Raw genomic sequence first — 15,808 nt, 5'->3', positions numbered from 1 at the left:
CGCGGTGTGGACGATCTGCACGGCGGCGGCGGGCCCCCTTGCTGCGCCCGCCGCCGTCGCTGCTTCGTCGGTCTCGTCGTCTCGGAGGACTAGTCCTCGTAGGCGACGAAGTCGCGCTTGCGCGCGCCGCACACGGGACAGAACCACGTGTCCGGGATGTCCTCGAAGGCGGTCCCGGGCGGGATGCCGCCGTCGGGGTCGCCGTCAGCGGGGTCGTAGATGAACCCGCAGGACTCGCAGATCCACTTCTGAACAGTGGCGCTTTCGCTCATACGAGGTGGAACGGTACTGGCCGGGTCGCCGGTAGTGTCCCGTCGGTGGACGTAGATCGGCCCGGCCCCGGCGAAGAGCTCAACGACGGCCCGCAGGCGACGGTGCCGCGGCAGGCGGCGACGGTGATCGTGCTCCGCGGCGGCGCCGGCGCGCTGGAGGTGCTGCTCGTGCAGCGCAACCCGGCGGCGCGGTTCATGGGCGGCGCGTGGGTGTTCCCGGGCGGCGCGGTCGACGCGGCCGACGGCGCGGACTCCGGCGACCCGGAGGCCGCGCACCGGCGCGCGGCGGTGCGCGAGCTGGAGGAGGAGGCGTCGCTGGGCGGCGTCGACCCGGCGTCGCTCGTCCGGTTCTCGCAGTGGATCACGCCCGCGCAGGTGAAGGTGCGGTTCGACACGCACTTCTTCCTGGCCGCGGCGCCGGACGACGCCGCGCCCGCGGTCGACGGCGCCGAGTGCGTGGACTTCGGCTGGTTCACGCCCGAGGGCGCGCTGGCCGCGCACCGGGCGGGCGAGTTGTTGTTGGTCTTCCCGACGATCAAGCACCTGGAGCAGCTGGCGCGCTTCGACTCCGCCACCGAGCTGCTCGACTTCGCCCGCGGCCGCGAGGTCGTCGCGGTCGAGCCCCGCGTCGTGATGGGCGGCGAGATGGCCCGGATCGTCCTTCCGGGCGAGCCCGGCTACGAAGACGCAGCGACGGGCTGACGCTCGGCTGACCGCCGGGGTTGGCGGTGCGGCGCGGGTCGGCGTAATGTCGGCGCATGACCGCCACGCTGCCCTCCGATCTGCGCGCGGTGTTCTCGCACTGCACCGTCGCAGAGCTGGTCACGATCGACGAGCAGGGTCGCCCGCGCGCCCGCTCCGTCGCGCCGCGCTACCGGGAGGGCGGCTCCTGGATCGGGGTCGAGGCGAGGTCCGACGACGTCGTCGATCCCCACGTCGCGCTGCTGTTCGCGGGCGAGGGGCCGACGGTCCTGGTCCAGGGCACGCACGCGCCCGCGCCACGGGCGATGCACGTCCGGCCGGAGCGCGTCTACGCGTGGGACGGCGACGACCCGGCGGTCGAGCCGCGGCTGTTCGACGCGCACCTGGAGGAGGTCCGGTCCGGGCACAACGAGGAGCCGGAGATCGGCCACGCCGCACCCGCCGGCGGCCGCGGGCTGTGGGACCACCGCCTGGACGAGCTCGACTGCGCGCTGCTGGCGTGCGTGGGGCCGGACGGGTTCCCGTTCGCCGCGCGGCTGGAGATCAGGCCGGATCCCCGGGGCGGCGTGCTGAGGCTCGGCGCGCTGCCGATCGGGATGCCGCTGGACGACGGGCCGGCGTGCCTGCACGCGACCGACGCGGGGCACTGCGAGGGGCGCGGGCCGTGCGTGCACGGGGACCTCGTGCGCGGGCGGTCCGGGTGGCAGCTGGTCCCGCACGCGGTCATGGACGCCTGAGTTGGGCGGCCTCACCGTCGCGGTCACCGGCCCGACGGGAGAGATCGGCAAGGCGTTCGTCTCTGCGCTGGACCGGTCGCGCGAGGTGGCGCGGGTGGTCGGCATGGCGCGGCGGCCGTTCGACCCAAGGACATTGGGTTGGAGGAAGGTGGAGTACCGGCAAGGTGATGTCCTTGACCGGGCTTCCGTCGAAGCTTTGTGCGTCGGTGCCGACGTGGTCGTGCACCTGGCCTTCGTGATCGTCGCGGGGTCGCGGGAGAGCGAGCACATCAACTTGGTCGGCTCGCGCAACGTGTTCGAGTCGGCGGTGGCGGCGGGGTGCGCGCGGTTGGTGTACGCGTCGTCGGTCGCTGCGTACGGGTTCCCGGACCTGGATCGCGACATCGTCGAGGACGACCCGGTCGCGGGGCACGCGAACATGCCGTACTCGCACCACAAGGCGCAGGTCGAGGAGCTGTTGAGCTCGGTGCTCGACGACAGCGAGACCGACGCCTACATCTTCCGCCCGTGCATCGTGGCGGGCCCCTCGGCGCCGCTGTTGATCGACCAGATCCCGTTCGCCCGCTGGGGCGACCGCCTGCCCGGGGCGGTCCGCTCGCTGTTCGCGCGCGCTCCCGCCCTGCGGCCGGTGCTGCCCGATCCGGGCGTACCGTTCCAGCTTGTCCACCACGACGACGTCGCCCGGGCGCTGGTCGCCGGCGTCCTCGGCCGCGGCGAGCCCGGCGCCTACAACCTGGCCGGCCCGGGGACGATCACCATGGCCGACATCGCGAGCGAGTTGGGGTACTACTCGGTGCCGGTGCCCGACCTCGCGGTCGGCGCGACCGCCGAGCTCATCGCGCGCCTGCCGTTGGTCCCGGACGAAGCCGCCTGGATCGAAGCCGTCCGCCGCCCCACCCTCATGAGCACCGCCCGCGCCCGCCGCCTCCTACGCTGGCGCCCGCAGTACGACGCGCCTGAGACGCTGCACGCCACGGTCGCAGCAGCCCGCGTCAGCGGGTGACTTCGGCGATCGGGACGCCGAAGCGGCGCTGGGCTTCGCCGAGGAGGTCGTCTTCGCGGTAGCGCTGGGACTCGTCGTCGCCGCGGGCGAAGACGAGGACGCGGTCGGCGGGGAAGGTGGCGAGCGCGTCCTGGAGGGCGAGGAGCGGATCGCTCTCGCCGACCTCGGCCCGGGTGCGAGCGCCTTCGGCGGCGAGGGCGTTGGCGCTCTCGTTCGCCGCCGACTCGGCCTCGATGATCGCCTCGTCGGAGTCCGAGACCCAGAACGCGACCCGCGACTCGTTCACCGCCGGCGAGACGACCAGCACCTCCGCGCCGTCGAGCGACTCACCCGGCAGCGCGCCGCGCAGGTCGTCGGCATCCACAGGATCGGTCGCGAGCACGAGCAGCTTCATGCCCTCGGGGTCCCCGCGACCTCACCGCGCCATGCGCGCGGCGTCCTCCTACTCCTTGTCGGCGGGCGCCTCAGCCTCAACCGGCGGATCGACCGGCGCGGCCTGCTCAGCCTCCGCAGGCGCGGAGTCCTCGGCGGCCGGGGTCTCCTCGGCCGGAGCAGCGGCCTCGGCGGGCGCAGCCTCTTCCGCCGGAGCGGCAGCCTCGGCGGGCGCAGCCTCCGCGGCCGGAGCCTCCTCGGCGGCGGGCGCAGCTTCCTCCGCCGGAGCAGCAGCCTCGGCCGGCGCAGCCTCCGCAGCCGGAGACTCCTCAGCGGCCGGAGTCTCCTCAGCGGCCGGAGTCTCCTCAGCGGCCGGAGTCTCCTCAGCGGCCGGAGTCTCCTCGGCGGCCGGAGTCTCCTCCTCGGCCGGAGCAGCCTCGACGGTCTCGGTTGCCACCTCAGTCGGTGCCTCCGCGGCGGGCGCGTCGGCCGGCGCGGAGACCTCGCCGATGGGCGTCTCCTCCGCCTCCGCGGCAGCGCCGGGCGCCTCGGCGGCGGAGTTCTGCGCGGCGGCTTCAGCCTCATCCGAAGCGGTCTCGGCGGCGGCCGGCGCAGCGTCGGCGGTCTCGGCGGCGGGTGCCTCGGCGACCGGCGTGGGCTCGGGCTCCGGCTCGAGGTCGGCCTCGACCTCGTGGGCGCCGACGGTCGCCGGGACCACGCGCAGGACCTTCGCGACGGGGCCCTTGGTCCGGACGTCGCCCCTGGCCAGCGCGATCGTCGGCGACAGCTCGCCGGTCAGCAGCGCGCGGCCGATGTCGGCGTCCATCGAGAAGACGACGTCGGCGCGCAGCTTCGTCTCACCGAGGTCGACGCGGGGCGTCTTGTTGGCGCGGACGTCGAGCGTCACGGTCGCGTTCGGCTCCCGGAACGCGAACTGCACAACAGCATCGGCCTGGCGCAGCTGCTCGCGGCGAGCGCTGTTGTACACCAGGTTGTTCAGGATGCTGCCGAGCTGGTCGTAGACCTCGGCGTCGGTCTCGTAATGCGCCATGAGGCCGCGGAGGCTACCGGCCCCGCGCGGCCCTTGGCGTCACGGCCTCTTTCAGTCCCTGCCGAGCAGCATGGCGATGCCCTGCCCGCCGCCGATGCAGAGCGTCACCAGGCCGTACCGATGGCCCTCGCGCTCCATCTCCGACAGGCACTTCGTCGTGATCGCGGCACCGGTCGCGGCGATCGGATGCCCCAGCGCGATCGCGCCGCCGTTGGGGTTCACGCGCGCCGGGTCCAAGTCCAGGTCCTTGATGACCGCCAGCGCCTGAGCGGCGAACGCCTCGTTGAGCTCGATCACGCCGATGTCGTCCAACGAGACGCCCGACCGGTCCAGCACCTTGCGGACCGCCGGGACCGGGCCGATCCCCATCACCTCGGGGTCGACGCCGCACGACGCGTACGCCAGGATCCGCGCGCGCACCGGGGCGCCGAGCGCGGCGGCCTTCTCGTCGCTCATCAGGACCAGCGCGGCGCCCGCGTCGTTCATCCCGGACGCGTTGCCGGCGGTGACCGTCCCGTTCTCGCGCTTGAAGATCGCCGGCAGCTTCGCCATCCCGGCCGCGTCGACCTCGTGACGGATGTGCTCGTCGCGCACGAAGTCCACGACCTCGCGCTTGACCTTCACGCCGACGCCGACGACCTCGTCGTCGAACTTGCCGGCCTCCTGCGCCGCGCTCGCGCGCTGATGCGACAGCACCGCGAACGCGTCCTGCTCCTCGCGCGAGATGCCCATCCGCTCGGCGAGGTTCTCCGCCGTCACGCCCATCCTGATGTCGTGGAACGGGTCGGTCAGCGCGCCCTGGACCGGGTCGACGATCGGCGCCGGCCCCATCTTCGAGCCCCAGCGCGCGCTGGCCAGCCACATCGGCGCGCGGCTCATCGACTCCGCGCCGCCCGCGAGCGTCACGTCGGCCTCACCGGTCTGGATCGCCTGGCACGCGCTCACCAGCGCCTGGACGCCGGTCCCGCACAGGCGGTTGACGGTGTAGGCCGGCGTCTCCTTCGGCACGCCCGCCTTCATCCCGACGACGCGCGCCATGTAGGCGTCGGCCGTCTCGGTGTGGATGACGTTGCCGAACACGACGTGCTCGATCTGCTCCGGCGCGATCCCGGCGCGCTCGATCGCGGCCTTCGCGGCGGTTGCGCCGAGGTCGCTGGGCGCGACGCCCGCGAGGGACTTGCCGTAGGACCCGATCGCGGTGCGTGCGGCCGAGCTGATGACGACGTTGGTCAAGACTGCGTTCCTCTCATACCCGTGGTCAGGGCGGGAACCTTAGAGAGGGACGTGTTGCGGAAGGCGCGCGGTTCGCAACGACTTCGCGCAGTTCGTGAGAAAGATCTGAGGAAACGCGGAACCTTCTGTCGCCCCTCCCGTTAGAGTTGCCGGAGGACAACTACTGTGGAAGCTTCAGCGCTAGCCCATCCCGTCGGTCTCGGCCGCGTATCGCTCGCAGGACCCCTGCTGCGACTGCGCACCGATGAGCAGCTCGTCGCGCTCTTCAGAGCGGGCCACGACGAGGCCTTCGGGACGATCCACGACCGCTACCGCGCACGGTTGTTCGCGTATGCGCGCCAGATGCTCGGCGGCTCGCGGTCCGACGCGGAGGACGTCCTGCAGGACGTGTTCCTGCGCGCGTACAACGCGCTGCGGACCGACGGGCGCGACGTCGCGCTGCGTGCGTGGCTGTACCGCGTCGCGCACAACCGCTGCATCGACCAGCTGCGCCGCCCCGCCCCGGCGGCCGAGGACATCTACGACATCAACCGCGGCGTGTCGACCGACCTGCTGGCCGAGGCCGAGCGGCGTGAGGACCTGCGGCGGCTGATCGCCGACGTGCGCGAGCTGCCCGAGCAGCAGCGCAGCGCGCTGCTGATGCGCGAGATGGAGGGGCTCTCCTACAACGACCTCGCGGCGGCGCTCGGCGTCACGGTTCCCGCCGTGAAGTCGCTGCTGGTCCGCGCCCGCGTCGGTCTGGTGGAGGCGATCGAGGCGCGCGACACCGCGTGCGTCGAGATCCGCGACGACCTCGCGTCGGCGTTCGACCGCGGCGTGCGGCCGAGCGGCCGCGCCAAGCGGCACCTGAAGGAGTGCGCGGGCTGCCGGGAGTACCGCGGCGCGCTGCGCGGGCTGGACAAGTCGCTCAACGGGCTGGCGCTGCCGACCGGTCCGCTGACGATGGTGATGAAGGTCTTGGGCATCGGCGGAGCAGGTTCCGGTGCTGCGGCCGGTGGCGGCGCGGCGGTGGTCGGTGGCGGCGGCGCGAGCGCGGCGGCGGGCAGTGGAGCCGTCGTCGCGGGCGGTGCGAGCGTCGCCACGACCGTCGGCGGCGGCGTGGTCGCGGCGACGGCGACGAAGGTCGCGGCGGTCGTCGCGGCGGCGGCGGTCGTCGGCGGCGGCGCGGCGGTCGAGCAGCACCACGCGCGGCACGCCGCGGCGGCGGCTCCGGCCGCGCATGTGGCCGTGGTGCCGCAGCGGCGCGAGGACCTCCAAGACGTCAGGGCGGTGCGGGTCAGCCGCGCTGCGGTGGCGAGCAGGCAGGCGGCGCGCGACGACGCGAAGACCGCGGTCGGCGCGCAGGTCACGAAGCTGCAGGCGGGCAGGGACGCCGCGGTCGCCTCGACGGGCGCCAACGCGGTCGCCGACCAGACGACCGGCGGCACGACCGCGCCGGACGACGCGACGCCGGATCCCGCCGCGAGCGGGACGACGGCCCCGACGTGGTCGGGCGCGAGCAGCGACACGACGGCGGCCGACCCGACGACGAGGACGAGCACCGACGCGAGCGGCACGACGGCCGCAAGCGGCACGGGCACGACGACGGGCTCCGCCTCCGGGACGACGACGGCCACCGGCACGACGACCTCCGGGACGCAGGCCTCCAGCGCCAGCACGACGACGACCGCGACGTCCTCCACGTCGTCCGGCACGGGCACCGGCAACGGCGGGAGCGCAGCGCCGGTCGCCTCCTCCCCGCCGGCCGCGACCCCGTCGCAGCCGGCCGGCTGAGCCGCCCCGCAGCACGTCGCGCTCGCACGGACGAGCGCGACGCGGCCCGGCGCAGCGCGCGGACATGTAGGGGTCGGTCGGGCGCGGTAGGGTCGCCCGATCGAGTACCTCGCGACATTGGACCATGAGGAGCTGTACGTCCGGCGCGGGCCGCGCTCCGGGTTGAACACGATCGTGGCCGTGCACTCGACGGTCCGCGGGCCGTCGCTCGGCGGCTGCCGGATGTGGACCTACGAGGACAACCGGCTCGCGATCCGGGACGCGCTGCGGCTCAGCGAGGGCATGACCTACAAGTCGGCCGTCGCGGGGCTCCCGCTCGGCGGCGGCAAGGGCGTGATCGTCCTCAAGCCCGACGAGCCGCTGGACGCCAGGCGCCGCCGCGCCGCGCTCCTGGACTTCGGCGAGACCGTCGAGCGCCTCGGCGGGACCTACGTCACCGCCGAGGACGTCGGGACCTCGACGCCGGACATGACCGTCATCGCCAGGCAGACCTCCCACGTCTCCGGCCTCTCGCGCCGCTCCGGCGGGTCCGGCGACCCGAGCCCGTTCACCGCGCTCGGCGTCCTCGCAGCGATCGAGGCGACCGTCGAGCGCGCCTTCGACTCACCGTCGTTGAAGGGCCGGACCGCCGCGGTCGTCGGCCTCGGCCACGTCGGCCTGCGCGTCGCCAAGCTGCTCGCCAGGGCCGGCGCGCAGCTCGTCGTCGCCGACATCGACCCCACCAAGAGGGCCGAGGCCGAGCAGCTCGGCGCCCGCTGGACGACGCCCGCCAAGGCGATGACCGCCGCGGTCGACGTCCTGGTCCCCTGCGCGCTCGGCGGCGTCCTCGACCACGAGTCGGTCCCGCGCCTGCAGGCCCCCGCCATCGCCGGCGCCGCCAACAACCAGCTCGCCTCCGCCGACGTCGCCGACCTCCTGCGCGAGCACGGCATCCTCTGGGCCCCGGACTTCGTCGCCAACGCGGGCGGCATCGTCAACATCTCCGTCGAGTTCGACCGCGCCGGCTACGACCCCGACCGCGCGAAGACCCGAACGATCGAGATCGGCGACACCATCCGCCGCGTCTTCGACGACGCCAGCTCGGCGCAGACGACGCCGCTCACCGCGGCGATGGCGCTCGCCGAGTCCCGCCTGAAGCGCTAGACGACGCCGTCGGACGACGCGTGGCTGACCGGCGCCGTCGGCGCCTGGGCGGCCGCGACGCGGGCGCGTTCGGCCAGGGCGTCCTCGAGCGTCTCGTCGGGCCAGTGGCCGTGCTCGTCGAAGAAGGCGCGGGCGTCGTCCTCGGAGTGGCGGTCCTTGTCGCCGTTGCGCATGACGTAGATGATCCAGCCGATCCCGATCACGCAGCAGACGCAGATGAAGATGCCGTAGATGTCTCCGACCATCGAGCGTCCAGGGTAGACCTTCCGCGCCTCAGTGCGCGTGACGGCCGATCTGGGAGAACCACTCGGGCCGATCCTCGACGCCCGCCGGCACGCGGCCCTCGTCGGCGAGCTTGTCGAGATGCGCGAACAGCGTCACGGTCGCGGGCAGCCGCAGCGCGTCCGGGACGTCGGACCACGCGGCGTCCAGCAGCGCGTCGATCGAACGCGCGCCGCCGTCCAGCGCGTCGACCAGCCGGCGCTCGCGGTCGCGGCGGTGCTCCAAGTACTCCAACAACTTCGCGTCGGCGTCCTCGATCAGCGGCCCGTGGCCGGGCGCGAGCAGCGCGAACCGCCGCGCGCGCAACCGCTCCAGGCCCGCGAGGTAGGACCCCATCGCCCCCGGGTCGGGCGCGATGAAGACGCTTCCGGACCCCAGGACCGCGTCGCCCGTGAAGCAGACCGGGCCGAGCGCGAAGCAGACGTGGTCCGGCGCGTGCCCGGGCAGCGCGATCGCCTCCAGCGGCCCGACCGCCGCGCCGTCCTCCGCGCCCCGGACCACCGGCACCGACGCCCCGGCGAGCAGCAGCGGCACCGCGCCCGAGTGGTCGGCGTGGCCGTGGGTCAGCGCCACGCCGCCCAGGCCACCGCGCGCGTCCACCTCGGAGCGGACGGCGACCGCGTGCGCCTCCAGGTCCGGCCCCGGGTCGATCACCCAGCAGGGCGAACGCCCCACGACGTACGTGTTGGTTCCCTCCAGCGTCAGCGGCGACGGGTTGTCCGCCCGGATCAGCGTGACGTCGTGCTCGGCCAGGAGCGAGGGCACGCCGCCCAGCGTACTCAGACCTTGACGCGGTCGGGCACGATCGGCCGCCGCGCCCACAGCACGACCACCACCGCCACGCCCACCGCCGAGACCGCGTACGCCAGCCGCGGCGACACCAGCGCCGTCAGCACGCCGCCGACGATGTAGCCGATCCCCGGCACCGCGGCCGCCGCGCTCTCCAGCAGCCCCGCGGCGCGCGCCTGGTACTCGTCCTCCACGGCCTCCTGCAGCGCGGTCATCACCGCGACCCACTGGACGCCGTTCCCGGTCCCGCCCAGCACCGACCCGATGCACGCGATCAGCAGCACCGGCGCGACCGCCATCACCGCGTAGCCCGCGCCGATCGCCGCGGTCGAGACCAGCACCAGCGTCCGCAGCGAACGCCCGCGCGACCGCGCGAACAGCCCGGACCCGATCAGGATCCCGACGCCCCACGACGCGATCAGCACGCCGAAGCCCAGCGACGTGGAGTTCAGCGTCTCCTTCGCGTAGACGACCTCGATCGGGATGATCAGCGTGAAGAACAGGATCGCGACCGCCTCGCCCGCGATCAGCCGCCCGACCGTCTCGTGGCCGCGCACGTACTCCAGGCCGTCGCGGACGCGCGCCCTCCACGATTCCCGCGGCCCGACCTCCGGCTCCGGCAGCGACCGGGCCGAGGCGACGAGCAGCAACGCCACCGCCAGGAACGACCCGGCGTCCAGCCACAGCGCGGTCGGCACACCCCACTCGTGGACGATGAACCCCGCCAGGACCGGCCCCGCCGCGCTCATGACCGCGAACACCACGTTGATCAGCGCGTTGCCGTCCCGCAGCGCGCCCGCCGGGCCCAGCACCGCGGCGATCGCACCCCGCGACAGCCCGCGCGCGGTCAGCGCCAGCAGTCCGTCGGCGAACGCGAACGCCACGACCGCCGGCAGCCAGAACGCGTGCCTGCCCGCCAGCGCGGCCAGCGCCACGAACGCCCCGGCCTCCAGCGCGTACAGCGACGGCAGGACGCGCGAGACGCGCCGGTGGTCCAGCCCCGCGGTCAGCCCCGGCGCGGCCAGGGCGGGCAGGAACTTCCCGGCCACGAACAGCAGCGTCACGGCCAGCGCGCTGCCCGTGCGGTTCAGCACCAGGATCGCGAGCGCGATCACGCCGAGGTTGTCGCCCAGCTCGTTGATCGCGTACGACGTCGCCAGCGCCGGGAACCCACGGACCCGCAACGATCTGCTCACCGGCGACACGGGCGTCAATCTAAACGGCTTCGCGGCGGCGAGGCTTCGCGGTCCGGAACTAAGGATTTGGCGAACTAGGCCGATAAGCAGGGCGTAATGGGCCGCAGGACCCTAGTTGCCGTGCAGAGCATCATGTTGACGACCGCACTGGTCGTCGTCGTGCTGACCTCGCACGCCTCCGACTGGCAGCCCGCCGGGCTCGTCGCCTTCTTGGCGGTGCTCGCCGTTGCCTCCGACGCGATGGCGATCGAGACCGCCTCGATGCGCCTCACGGGGTCGTTCATCGCGATCGTCCTGGCGATGGTCCTGCTCGGTCCGGCCCCCGCGGTCGCGATCGCCCTGCTGACCGTCGCGGTCGACGTCCCGCGCCTGAAGGACCGCCCGTCGGCCCTGATCGGCAACGCGTCCACCTACGCGGTCTTCCCGCTCCTCGGCGGCCTCGTCGCCCGCGCGTTCAACCTCAGCGCCGAGGACGGCCTGGACCAGGCGGTCGGCGTCGGCGTCGTCTTCGCCGGCGTGTTCATCCTCAACTTCCTGCTGATCGCGGTCCCGCACATCTGGACCGACGGCCGCTCGCTGGGCACGTCGTTCACGAAGATCCTCGTGCCGCTGCTGCCGAGCGAGGGCCTCGGCTGCGCGCTGACGATCGCCGCGGCGGCGACCTACCACGCGGTCGGCATCCCGGCCCTGGTCGCGGTCCTGATCGCGCTCTTCCTCTTCCAGGTCCTGACCCGCGCGCTGCTCCTCTCCCAGGAGCGCGCCGAGCAGCTGGAGGCGCGCTCGTCGCAGCTCGCCTCGCTGCAGGTCGGCGTCCTCGCCGCGCTGGTCCAGACGCTGTCGCTGCGCGACCGGATGACCGCCCGCCACTCGGCCGCCGTCGCGCGCTACGCCCGTGCGATCGCCGAGGAGGTCGGCTGCTCGAAGTCCGACCAGGAGCTCGTCCACACGGCCGGCCTGCTGCACGACATCGGCAAGTTCGCCTTCCCGGACCGGATCCTGCTGGCCAACCGCAAGCTCGACGACGACGATTGGAAGATCGTCCGCACGCACCCCTACCAGGGCGCGCGCCTCGTCCGGCGGATCAACGGCTACGGCCCGGTGGCCGAGATCATCCTCGCCCACCACGAGCGCATCGACGGCCGCGGCTACCCGCGCGGCCTGACCGGCGAGCAGATCCCGGTTCTGTCGCGCTGCATCTCGATCGCCGACACCTACGACGTGATGACCGCACGCGACTCGTATCGCGATCCGGTCTCCCAGGCCGAGGCGATCGCGGAGCTCCGCCGGGTCTCCGGCGCGCAGCTCGACGGCGACCTCGTCGAGGCCTTCATCCGTGTGCTGGAGCGCTCTGGACTCCAGTTCCAGCACACCACCGACGCCGATTTCGAGCGCGAGCTCGATTTCGAGGCGCGGGTCAAGGGCTACGCCCTGCCCCAGGCTGCGTAGGGTTCTGCAGCTTTCGCAGTGGGTGTTTGACTACACCACTGCAGCCTGCTAAAGCGGGCTTTTGCAGGGATTTCGCACGCTGTGGCGTGCTCCGAACCGCCCATCTGGACGGCGTAGGAACATAATCCCAACTGGATAGGACATACGTCCAAAGGTCTGTCCGATACCCAAAAGTGGGGATGGCGGAAAGGACGTCTGGCGCAGAAACTTGCGGAGCGCATGACGAAACGACGCCGGGCTGGCAGGCCCAATGGCGTCGTATCGCGTGCCGATATCCGTCCGTCCGCTAGTCGCTGCGGTGGTGCGCAGCGCGAACGTCTTGGGGGTGCACCGTGGGTTTCAAGAACTAAGTAGAACGCACGGCGAGTAGCTGTTCGAGGCGTCCTCCTAGAGGGCGCCTCTCGCCGTTAAGCGGCAAGTGCCGAACGATCTTGAATCGAATTGGTGCCGGCCTGGACGTTTGTGCGAGAGGATGGGCGCCGACGTGGATCGCCCCACCGCCTTGGATCTCGCGTTCCTGGACCTCGAGACGCCGCAGGCGCCGCTGGTCGTCGGCTGGACGCTGCGCTTCGACGGCGCGGCGCCGGGGGTTGCGGCGTTGCGGCGCTGGATCGATGCGCGGCTGGGCGGCGTGCCGCGGTTCCGGCGCCGGCTCGTGCGCGGCGCGTGGGTCGACGACGTGCGCTTCGACGTCGCGCGGCACGTGTTCGCCGTGAGCGCGGCGCGCGGGACGGCGCTGCGCGAGGTCGCGGGCGCACTGCTGAGCGCGCCGCTGCCGGAGGACCGGCCGCTGTGGCGGATGTACGTGGTGGACGGGGTCGACGGCGGCGGGTTCGCGATCGTCGGGCAGGCGCACCACGCGCTGGTCGACGGGATCGCCGCGATCGAGGTGGCGATGCTGCTGTTCGGGCCGGAGGCGCGGGGCGACGCGTCGTGGGTGCCCTCCCCCGCGCCGTCGCCGGCCGAGACGCTGCGGACGACCGCCGCGGCGCGCGTGCGCGCGCTGGCGGGCGCGGCGCGGGCGAGCGACGCGCTGCTCGGGAGCGCGGTGCGCGCGGTCGAGGGTGTGGTCGCGGCGCGGGGTGTCGCTCCATCGCCGCTGGAGCGCTCCGTGACCGCCCGGCGTGCCGTCGCCTATGCGGCGGTACCACTCGACGCGGTCCGGGCCGCAGGCGCCCGCCGCGAGGCGACGATCAACGACGTCCTGCTGGCCGCGACGTCGGTGGCGCTGCGCGGTGCGCTGCGCCGCCGCGGCGACGCGCGGGACGCGCTCCGGGCGCTGGTGCCGGTGAACGTCCGGAGCGGCGACGGCGCGGGCGGCGCGCTCGGCAACCGGATCTCGTTCCTGCCCGTCGAGCTGCCGGTCGGCGAACCGGACCCGGACCGCGCGCTCGCGACCATCCGGGCGCGCACCGCGGCCGCGAAGGCCGGCGGCGACGCCGCGGCGCTCGACGCGCTCGGCCAGGCCGCCGACGCGCTGCCCGGCGCAGGGCGGCGCGTGGTCGCGCGGGCGGCGGTCCGGGCGGTGCCGTTCTCGCTGGTCGTGTCGAACGTCCCGGGGCCGCCGGTCCGGCTGGAGCTGCTCGGCCGGCCGCTGCGCGCGATCCACCCGCTGGTCCCGCTCCTGCACGGCCACGCGCTGACGGTCGGCGCGGTGTCGTATGACGGCGTGCTGCACGTCGGGCTCGCCGCGGACGCCGAGGTGGTAGCGGACGTCGTCGACGTCGCGCGCGACCTGGAGGCGGCGTTCGACGCGCTGCGCGTCGCGGACGGGCCGCCGCAGCCGGGCACGACCCCGTGGCGCACGCGGGCCCGCGAGCGGCGCGCGGCTCAGCGCGCGGCGAACCGGTAGACCGGGCCGGACCCGGAGACCACGTAGACGCGTCCCAGCGCGTCCTCGCCGAACGAGTCGGCGCCCGAGACCATCCTCAGCCCGGGGATCTTGGCATCGCCCGTCGCCCTCCCGGACGCCAGGCGCGCGGAGCGCAGCTCGCCCTTGCAGTAGTCGGAGTAGACGTAGCGGCCGTACAGCCCCGGGACCGCACGGTCGCGCACGACGTAGCCGCCGGTGATCGAGCACCAGCCGTCGGAGTGCAGCTTGGTCAGGACCGGGAACCTCGCGCCGGGCGCGCTCTCGCCGGGGAAGTTGCGGCGCCGCCCCTCCCACGGCCGCCAGCCGTAGTTGCCGCCGCGCGCGGTGCCGCGGCGGGCGAAGTCGATCTCCTCGACCTGGTCCTGGCCGACGTCGCCGATCGTGAGGTCGCCGGTCGCGCGGTCGAAGCTGAAGCGCCACGGGTTGCGCAGGCCGTAGGCGTAGATCTCGGGCCGGGCGCCGCTGGTCCTGACGAACGGGTTGCCCGCCGGGATGGTGTAGGCCTTGCTGCCGCTCCTGGCCGGGTCGATCCGCAGGATCTTGCCGAGCGGCGAGCCCAGGTTCTGCGCGTTGCCGCGCGCGCCGTGCTGGTCGTTGCCGCCACCGCCGTCGCCGGTCCCGATGTAGAGCAGGTGGTCCGGGCCGAACGTGAGCTGGCCGCCGTTGTGGTTGGCCTCGGGGTCGTCGAAGACGATCAACGGGCGGGCGCTGTTCGCGTCCGCGGTGTCGTCGCTCCTGCGCCGGTACTCGACCAGGTGCTGCTTCTGGTCCTTGCCCGTGTAGTAGATGTAGAACAACCCGGACTGCGCGTAGCCGGGCGCGAACGCGAGGCCGAGCAGGCCCTGCTCGCCAGAGTCCTGGACCTGCGACCGGATGTCCAGGAACGGCGCCGGGAGCTTCCTGCCGCCGCGGACGACCCAGATCGTCCCGTTCTGGGAGACCACGAAGATGCGGCGCTTGTCGGCCGGGGGCGCGGTGACGTAGAGCGGCTGGTCGAAGCTGCCGACCTGGACGAGCTTGACGCCGCGCCTGGCGGCGGCGCCGGTCGCCGTTGTTGGTGTGGTCGCCGCTGCGGCGCCGGTGGCTGCGCCCGTCGTCTCCGCCGTCGCTCCGTCGCTCCCGCCGCCGCACGCGACGAGCGCGACGGCGAGCAGCACGGCGACGGCGACCAGCAGGGCTCCACGACGCGGCATGGCGCCGAGGATCGCAGAGCGCCCGGCGCGGGTGCGCCAGGTCTAGCCGCGCGACGCCTGGGCGCTGCCCGCGATGTCGACCCTCGGGCCGAGGAACTCCGGCTGCGCGCCGGTCACGACATCGCCGACGGCCTTGGTCCGGGCGAGCACCTCGCGCAGGTCGGCGAGCGTGCCCCTCGACCCGTAGTCCCTGCCCGCGCCGGCTTCCAACCCATAGGCCTTGAGGCCGGCGTGGTGCGCGAGCCACAGCGCGCGGGCCATGTGGAACGGCTGGGTGACGATGATCGCGCTCTTGACGTCGAAGACCTTGCGGGCGCGGACGACGCTGTCGAGCGTGGCGAAGCCGGCGTGGTCGGTGAAGATCACGCGGTCCGGGACGCCGAGGCGGACGAGCTCGCGGCGCATCGTGTTGACCTCGTCGTAGTTGGGCCGGCCGTGGTCGCCGGAGGCGAGGATCTTGTCGACGCGCCCGTCCTTGTAGAGCTGCGCGGCGGCGCGGATCCGGTCCTCGAGCATGCCCGAGGGGCGGCCGTCGGGCTCGACGAACGCGCCGAGCACGAGCGCGGCCTGGGCGTGGGGCATCGCCTTCGGGTCGGTCTTCGCGCCGCGGCCGCCGAGCAGGACGACCGCGTTCGCGATGCCGACGACCGCCGCCAGCACGACGCACATCGCCGCGCCGCCGAGCGCCATCCGGACCACCACACGCCGGTTCAGCATGCGCGCAGTCTACCCGAGCGCGTTGA

16 protein-coding genes are annotated in these 15,808 nt (G+C 73.7%); 7 read left to right on the top strand and 9 right to left on the bottom strand.

Translation table 11 applies throughout. From position 1 onward, the window contains the following. Positions 1–89 precede the first annotated feature (89 nt). Positions 90–272 (bottom strand): rubredoxin, encoded by a 183-nt coding sequence (locus H030_RS39610; RefSeq protein WP_027005696.1) that lies wholly within the window; start codon positions 270–272, stop codon positions 90–92. Between the two features lie 45 nt (positions 273–317). Between H030_RS39610 and H030_RS36620 the strand changes: the two genes are divergently transcribed. The 3 genes from H030_RS36620 to H030_RS0107720 are packed head-to-tail and all read left to right on the top strand — an operon-like array spanning position 318 to position 2,714. Then, positions 318–974, top strand: a complete 657-nt coding sequence (locus H030_RS36620; protein ID WP_051221993.1) for an NUDIX hydrolase — start codon at positions 318–320, stop codon at positions 972–974. Between the two features lie 56 nt (positions 975–1,030). Further along, positions 1,031–1,711 (top strand): hypothetical protein, encoded by a 681-nt coding sequence (locus tag H030_RS0107725; protein ID WP_027005695.1) that lies wholly within the window; start codon positions 1,031–1,033, stop codon positions 1,709–1,711. 1 nt (position 1,712) lies between these two features. After that, positions 1,713–2,714 carry an NAD-dependent epimerase/dehydratase family protein gene (locus H030_RS0107720; RefSeq protein WP_027005694.1) on the top strand — a complete coding sequence of 334 codons (1,002 nt, stop codon included), beginning with the start codon at positions 1,713–1,715 and terminating at the stop codon, positions 2,712–2,714. On the opposite strand, the gene H030_RS0107715 is transcribed toward H030_RS0107720, so the two are convergent. The 3 genes from H030_RS0107715 to H030_RS0107705 are packed head-to-tail and all read right to left on the bottom strand — an operon-like array spanning position 2,704 to position 5,370. Continuing rightward, positions 2,704–3,108, bottom strand: a complete 405-nt coding sequence (locus H030_RS0107715) for a hypothetical protein (RefSeq protein WP_027005693.1) — start codon at positions 3,106–3,108, stop codon at positions 2,704–2,706. The genes H030_RS0107720 and H030_RS0107715 overlap by 11 nt on opposite strands. A 48-nt stretch (positions 3,109–3,156) precedes the next feature. Continuing rightward, positions 3,157–4,137 (bottom strand): SCP2 sterol-binding domain-containing protein, encoded by a 981-nt coding sequence (locus H030_RS38310; RefSeq protein WP_081690600.1) that lies wholly within the window; start codon positions 4,135–4,137, stop codon positions 3,157–3,159. 51 nt (positions 4,138–4,188) lie between these two features. After that, entirely contained in the window at positions 4,189–5,370 is a 1,182-nt protein-coding gene (locus H030_RS0107705; protein ID WP_027005692.1) for an acetyl-CoA C-acyltransferase, read from the bottom strand. 234 nt (positions 5,371–5,604) lie between these two features. Here H030_RS0107705 and H030_RS36610 point away from each other — a divergent pair, with 234 nt between their 5' ends. Both H030_RS36610 and H030_RS0107690 read left to right on the top strand, forming a co-directional pair. Then, positions 5,605–7,143, top strand: a complete 1,539-nt coding sequence (locus H030_RS36610) for an RNA polymerase sigma factor (protein WP_269208529.1) — start codon at positions 5,605–5,607, stop codon at positions 7,141–7,143. Between the two features lie 117 nt (positions 7,144–7,260). Further along, positions 7,261–8,286 (top strand): Glu/Leu/Phe/Val family dehydrogenase, encoded by a 1,026-nt coding sequence (locus H030_RS0107690; RefSeq protein WP_196809039.1) that lies wholly within the window; start codon positions 7,261–7,263, stop codon positions 8,284–8,286. On the opposite strand, the gene H030_RS0107685 is transcribed toward H030_RS0107690, so the two are convergent. Genes H030_RS0107685 through H030_RS0107675 form a run of 3 tightly spaced genes read right to left on the bottom strand, consistent with a single transcriptional unit; the run spans position 8,283 to position 10,553 of the window. Continuing rightward, entirely contained in the window at positions 8,283–8,531 is a 249-nt protein-coding gene (locus H030_RS0107685) for a hypothetical protein (RefSeq protein ID WP_027005690.1), read from the bottom strand. The genes H030_RS0107690 and H030_RS0107685 overlap by 4 nt on opposite strands. A 28-nt stretch (positions 8,532–8,559) precedes the next feature. Further along, complete coding sequence (locus H030_RS0107680) at positions 8,560–9,333, bottom strand: MBL fold metallo-hydrolase (protein WP_027005689.1); 774 nt, start codon at positions 9,331–9,333, stop codon at positions 8,560–8,562. A 14-nt stretch (positions 9,334–9,347) separates the two neighbouring features. After that, positions 9,348–10,553: an MFS transporter gene (locus tag H030_RS0107675; protein ID WP_196809038.1), complete on the bottom strand. Its 1,206-nt coding sequence runs from the start codon at positions 10,551–10,553 to the stop codon at positions 9,348–9,350. Between the two features lie 132 nt (positions 10,554–10,685). On the opposite strand from H030_RS0107675, the gene H030_RS36605 reads away from it, so the two are divergent. After that, positions 10,686–11,999, top strand: coding sequence for an HD-GYP domain-containing protein (locus tag H030_RS36605; RefSeq protein WP_027005687.1), 1,314 nt, complete (start codon positions 10,686–10,688; stop codon positions 11,997–11,999). A gap of 484 nt (positions 12,000–12,483) precedes the next feature. Further along, the gene (locus H030_RS0107665) at positions 12,484–13,851 is read left to right on the top strand and encodes a wax ester/triacylglycerol synthase family O-acyltransferase (RefSeq protein WP_196809037.1); all 1,368 of its coding nucleotides are present in this window, start codon (positions 12,484–12,486) and stop codon (positions 13,849–13,851) included. Here the strand turns inward: H030_RS0107665 and H030_RS0107660 are convergent. Both H030_RS0107660 and H030_RS0107655 read right to left on the bottom strand, forming a co-directional pair. Continuing rightward, positions 13,830–15,065 (bottom strand): PQQ-dependent sugar dehydrogenase, encoded by a 1,236-nt coding sequence (locus tag H030_RS0107660; RefSeq protein WP_027005685.1) that lies wholly within the window; start codon positions 15,063–15,065, stop codon positions 13,830–13,832. The genes H030_RS0107665 and H030_RS0107660 overlap by 22 nt on opposite strands. 42 nt (positions 15,066–15,107) lie before the next feature. Then, positions 15,108–15,782: a SanA/YdcF family protein gene (locus H030_RS0107655; RefSeq protein WP_027005684.1), complete on the bottom strand. Its 675-nt coding sequence runs from the start codon at positions 15,780–15,782 to the stop codon at positions 15,108–15,110. Positions 15,783–15,808: the final 26 nt, after the last annotated feature.

It is taken from the genome of Conexibacter woesei Iso977N (assembly GCF_000424625.1).
GTDB lineage: Bacteria > Actinomycetota > Thermoleophilia > Solirubrobacterales > Solirubrobacteraceae > Baekduia > Baekduia woesei_A.
Note: the sequence above shows the minus strand (reverse complement) of the source record. Positions and strands in the feature narration are given on the sequence as shown.

Coding starts and splice junctions, on each gene's coding strand:
- H030_RS0107660 (WP_027005685.1), bottom strand. CDS start 15,065: ATGCCGCGTCGTGGAGCCCTGCTGGTCGCCGTCGCCGTGCTGCTCGCC.
- H030_RS0107725 (WP_027005695.1), top strand. CDS start 1,031: ATGACCGCCACGCTGCCCTCCGATCTGCGCGCGGTGTTCTCGCACTGC.
- H030_RS36605 (WP_027005687.1), top strand. CDS start 10,686: ATGTTGACGACCGCACTGGTCGTCGTCGTGCTGACCTCGCACGCCTCC.
- H030_RS0107715 (WP_027005693.1), bottom strand. CDS start 3,108: ATGAAGCTGCTCGTGCTCGCGACCGATCCTGTGGATGCCGACGACCTG.
- H030_RS0107655 (WP_027005684.1), bottom strand. CDS start 15,782: ATGCTGAACCGGCGTGTGGTGGTCCGGATGGCGCTCGGCGGCGCGGCG.
- H030_RS0107685 (WP_027005690.1), bottom strand. CDS start 8,531: ATGGTCGGAGACATCTACGGCATCTTCATCTGCGTCTGCTGCGTGATC.
- H030_RS38310 (WP_081690600.1), bottom strand. CDS start 4,137: ATGGCGCATTACGAGACCGACGCCGAGGTCTACGACCAGCTCGGCAGC.
- H030_RS39610 (WP_027005696.1), bottom strand. CDS start 272: ATGAGCGAAAGCGCCACTGTTCAGAAGTGGATCTGCGAGTCCTGCGGG.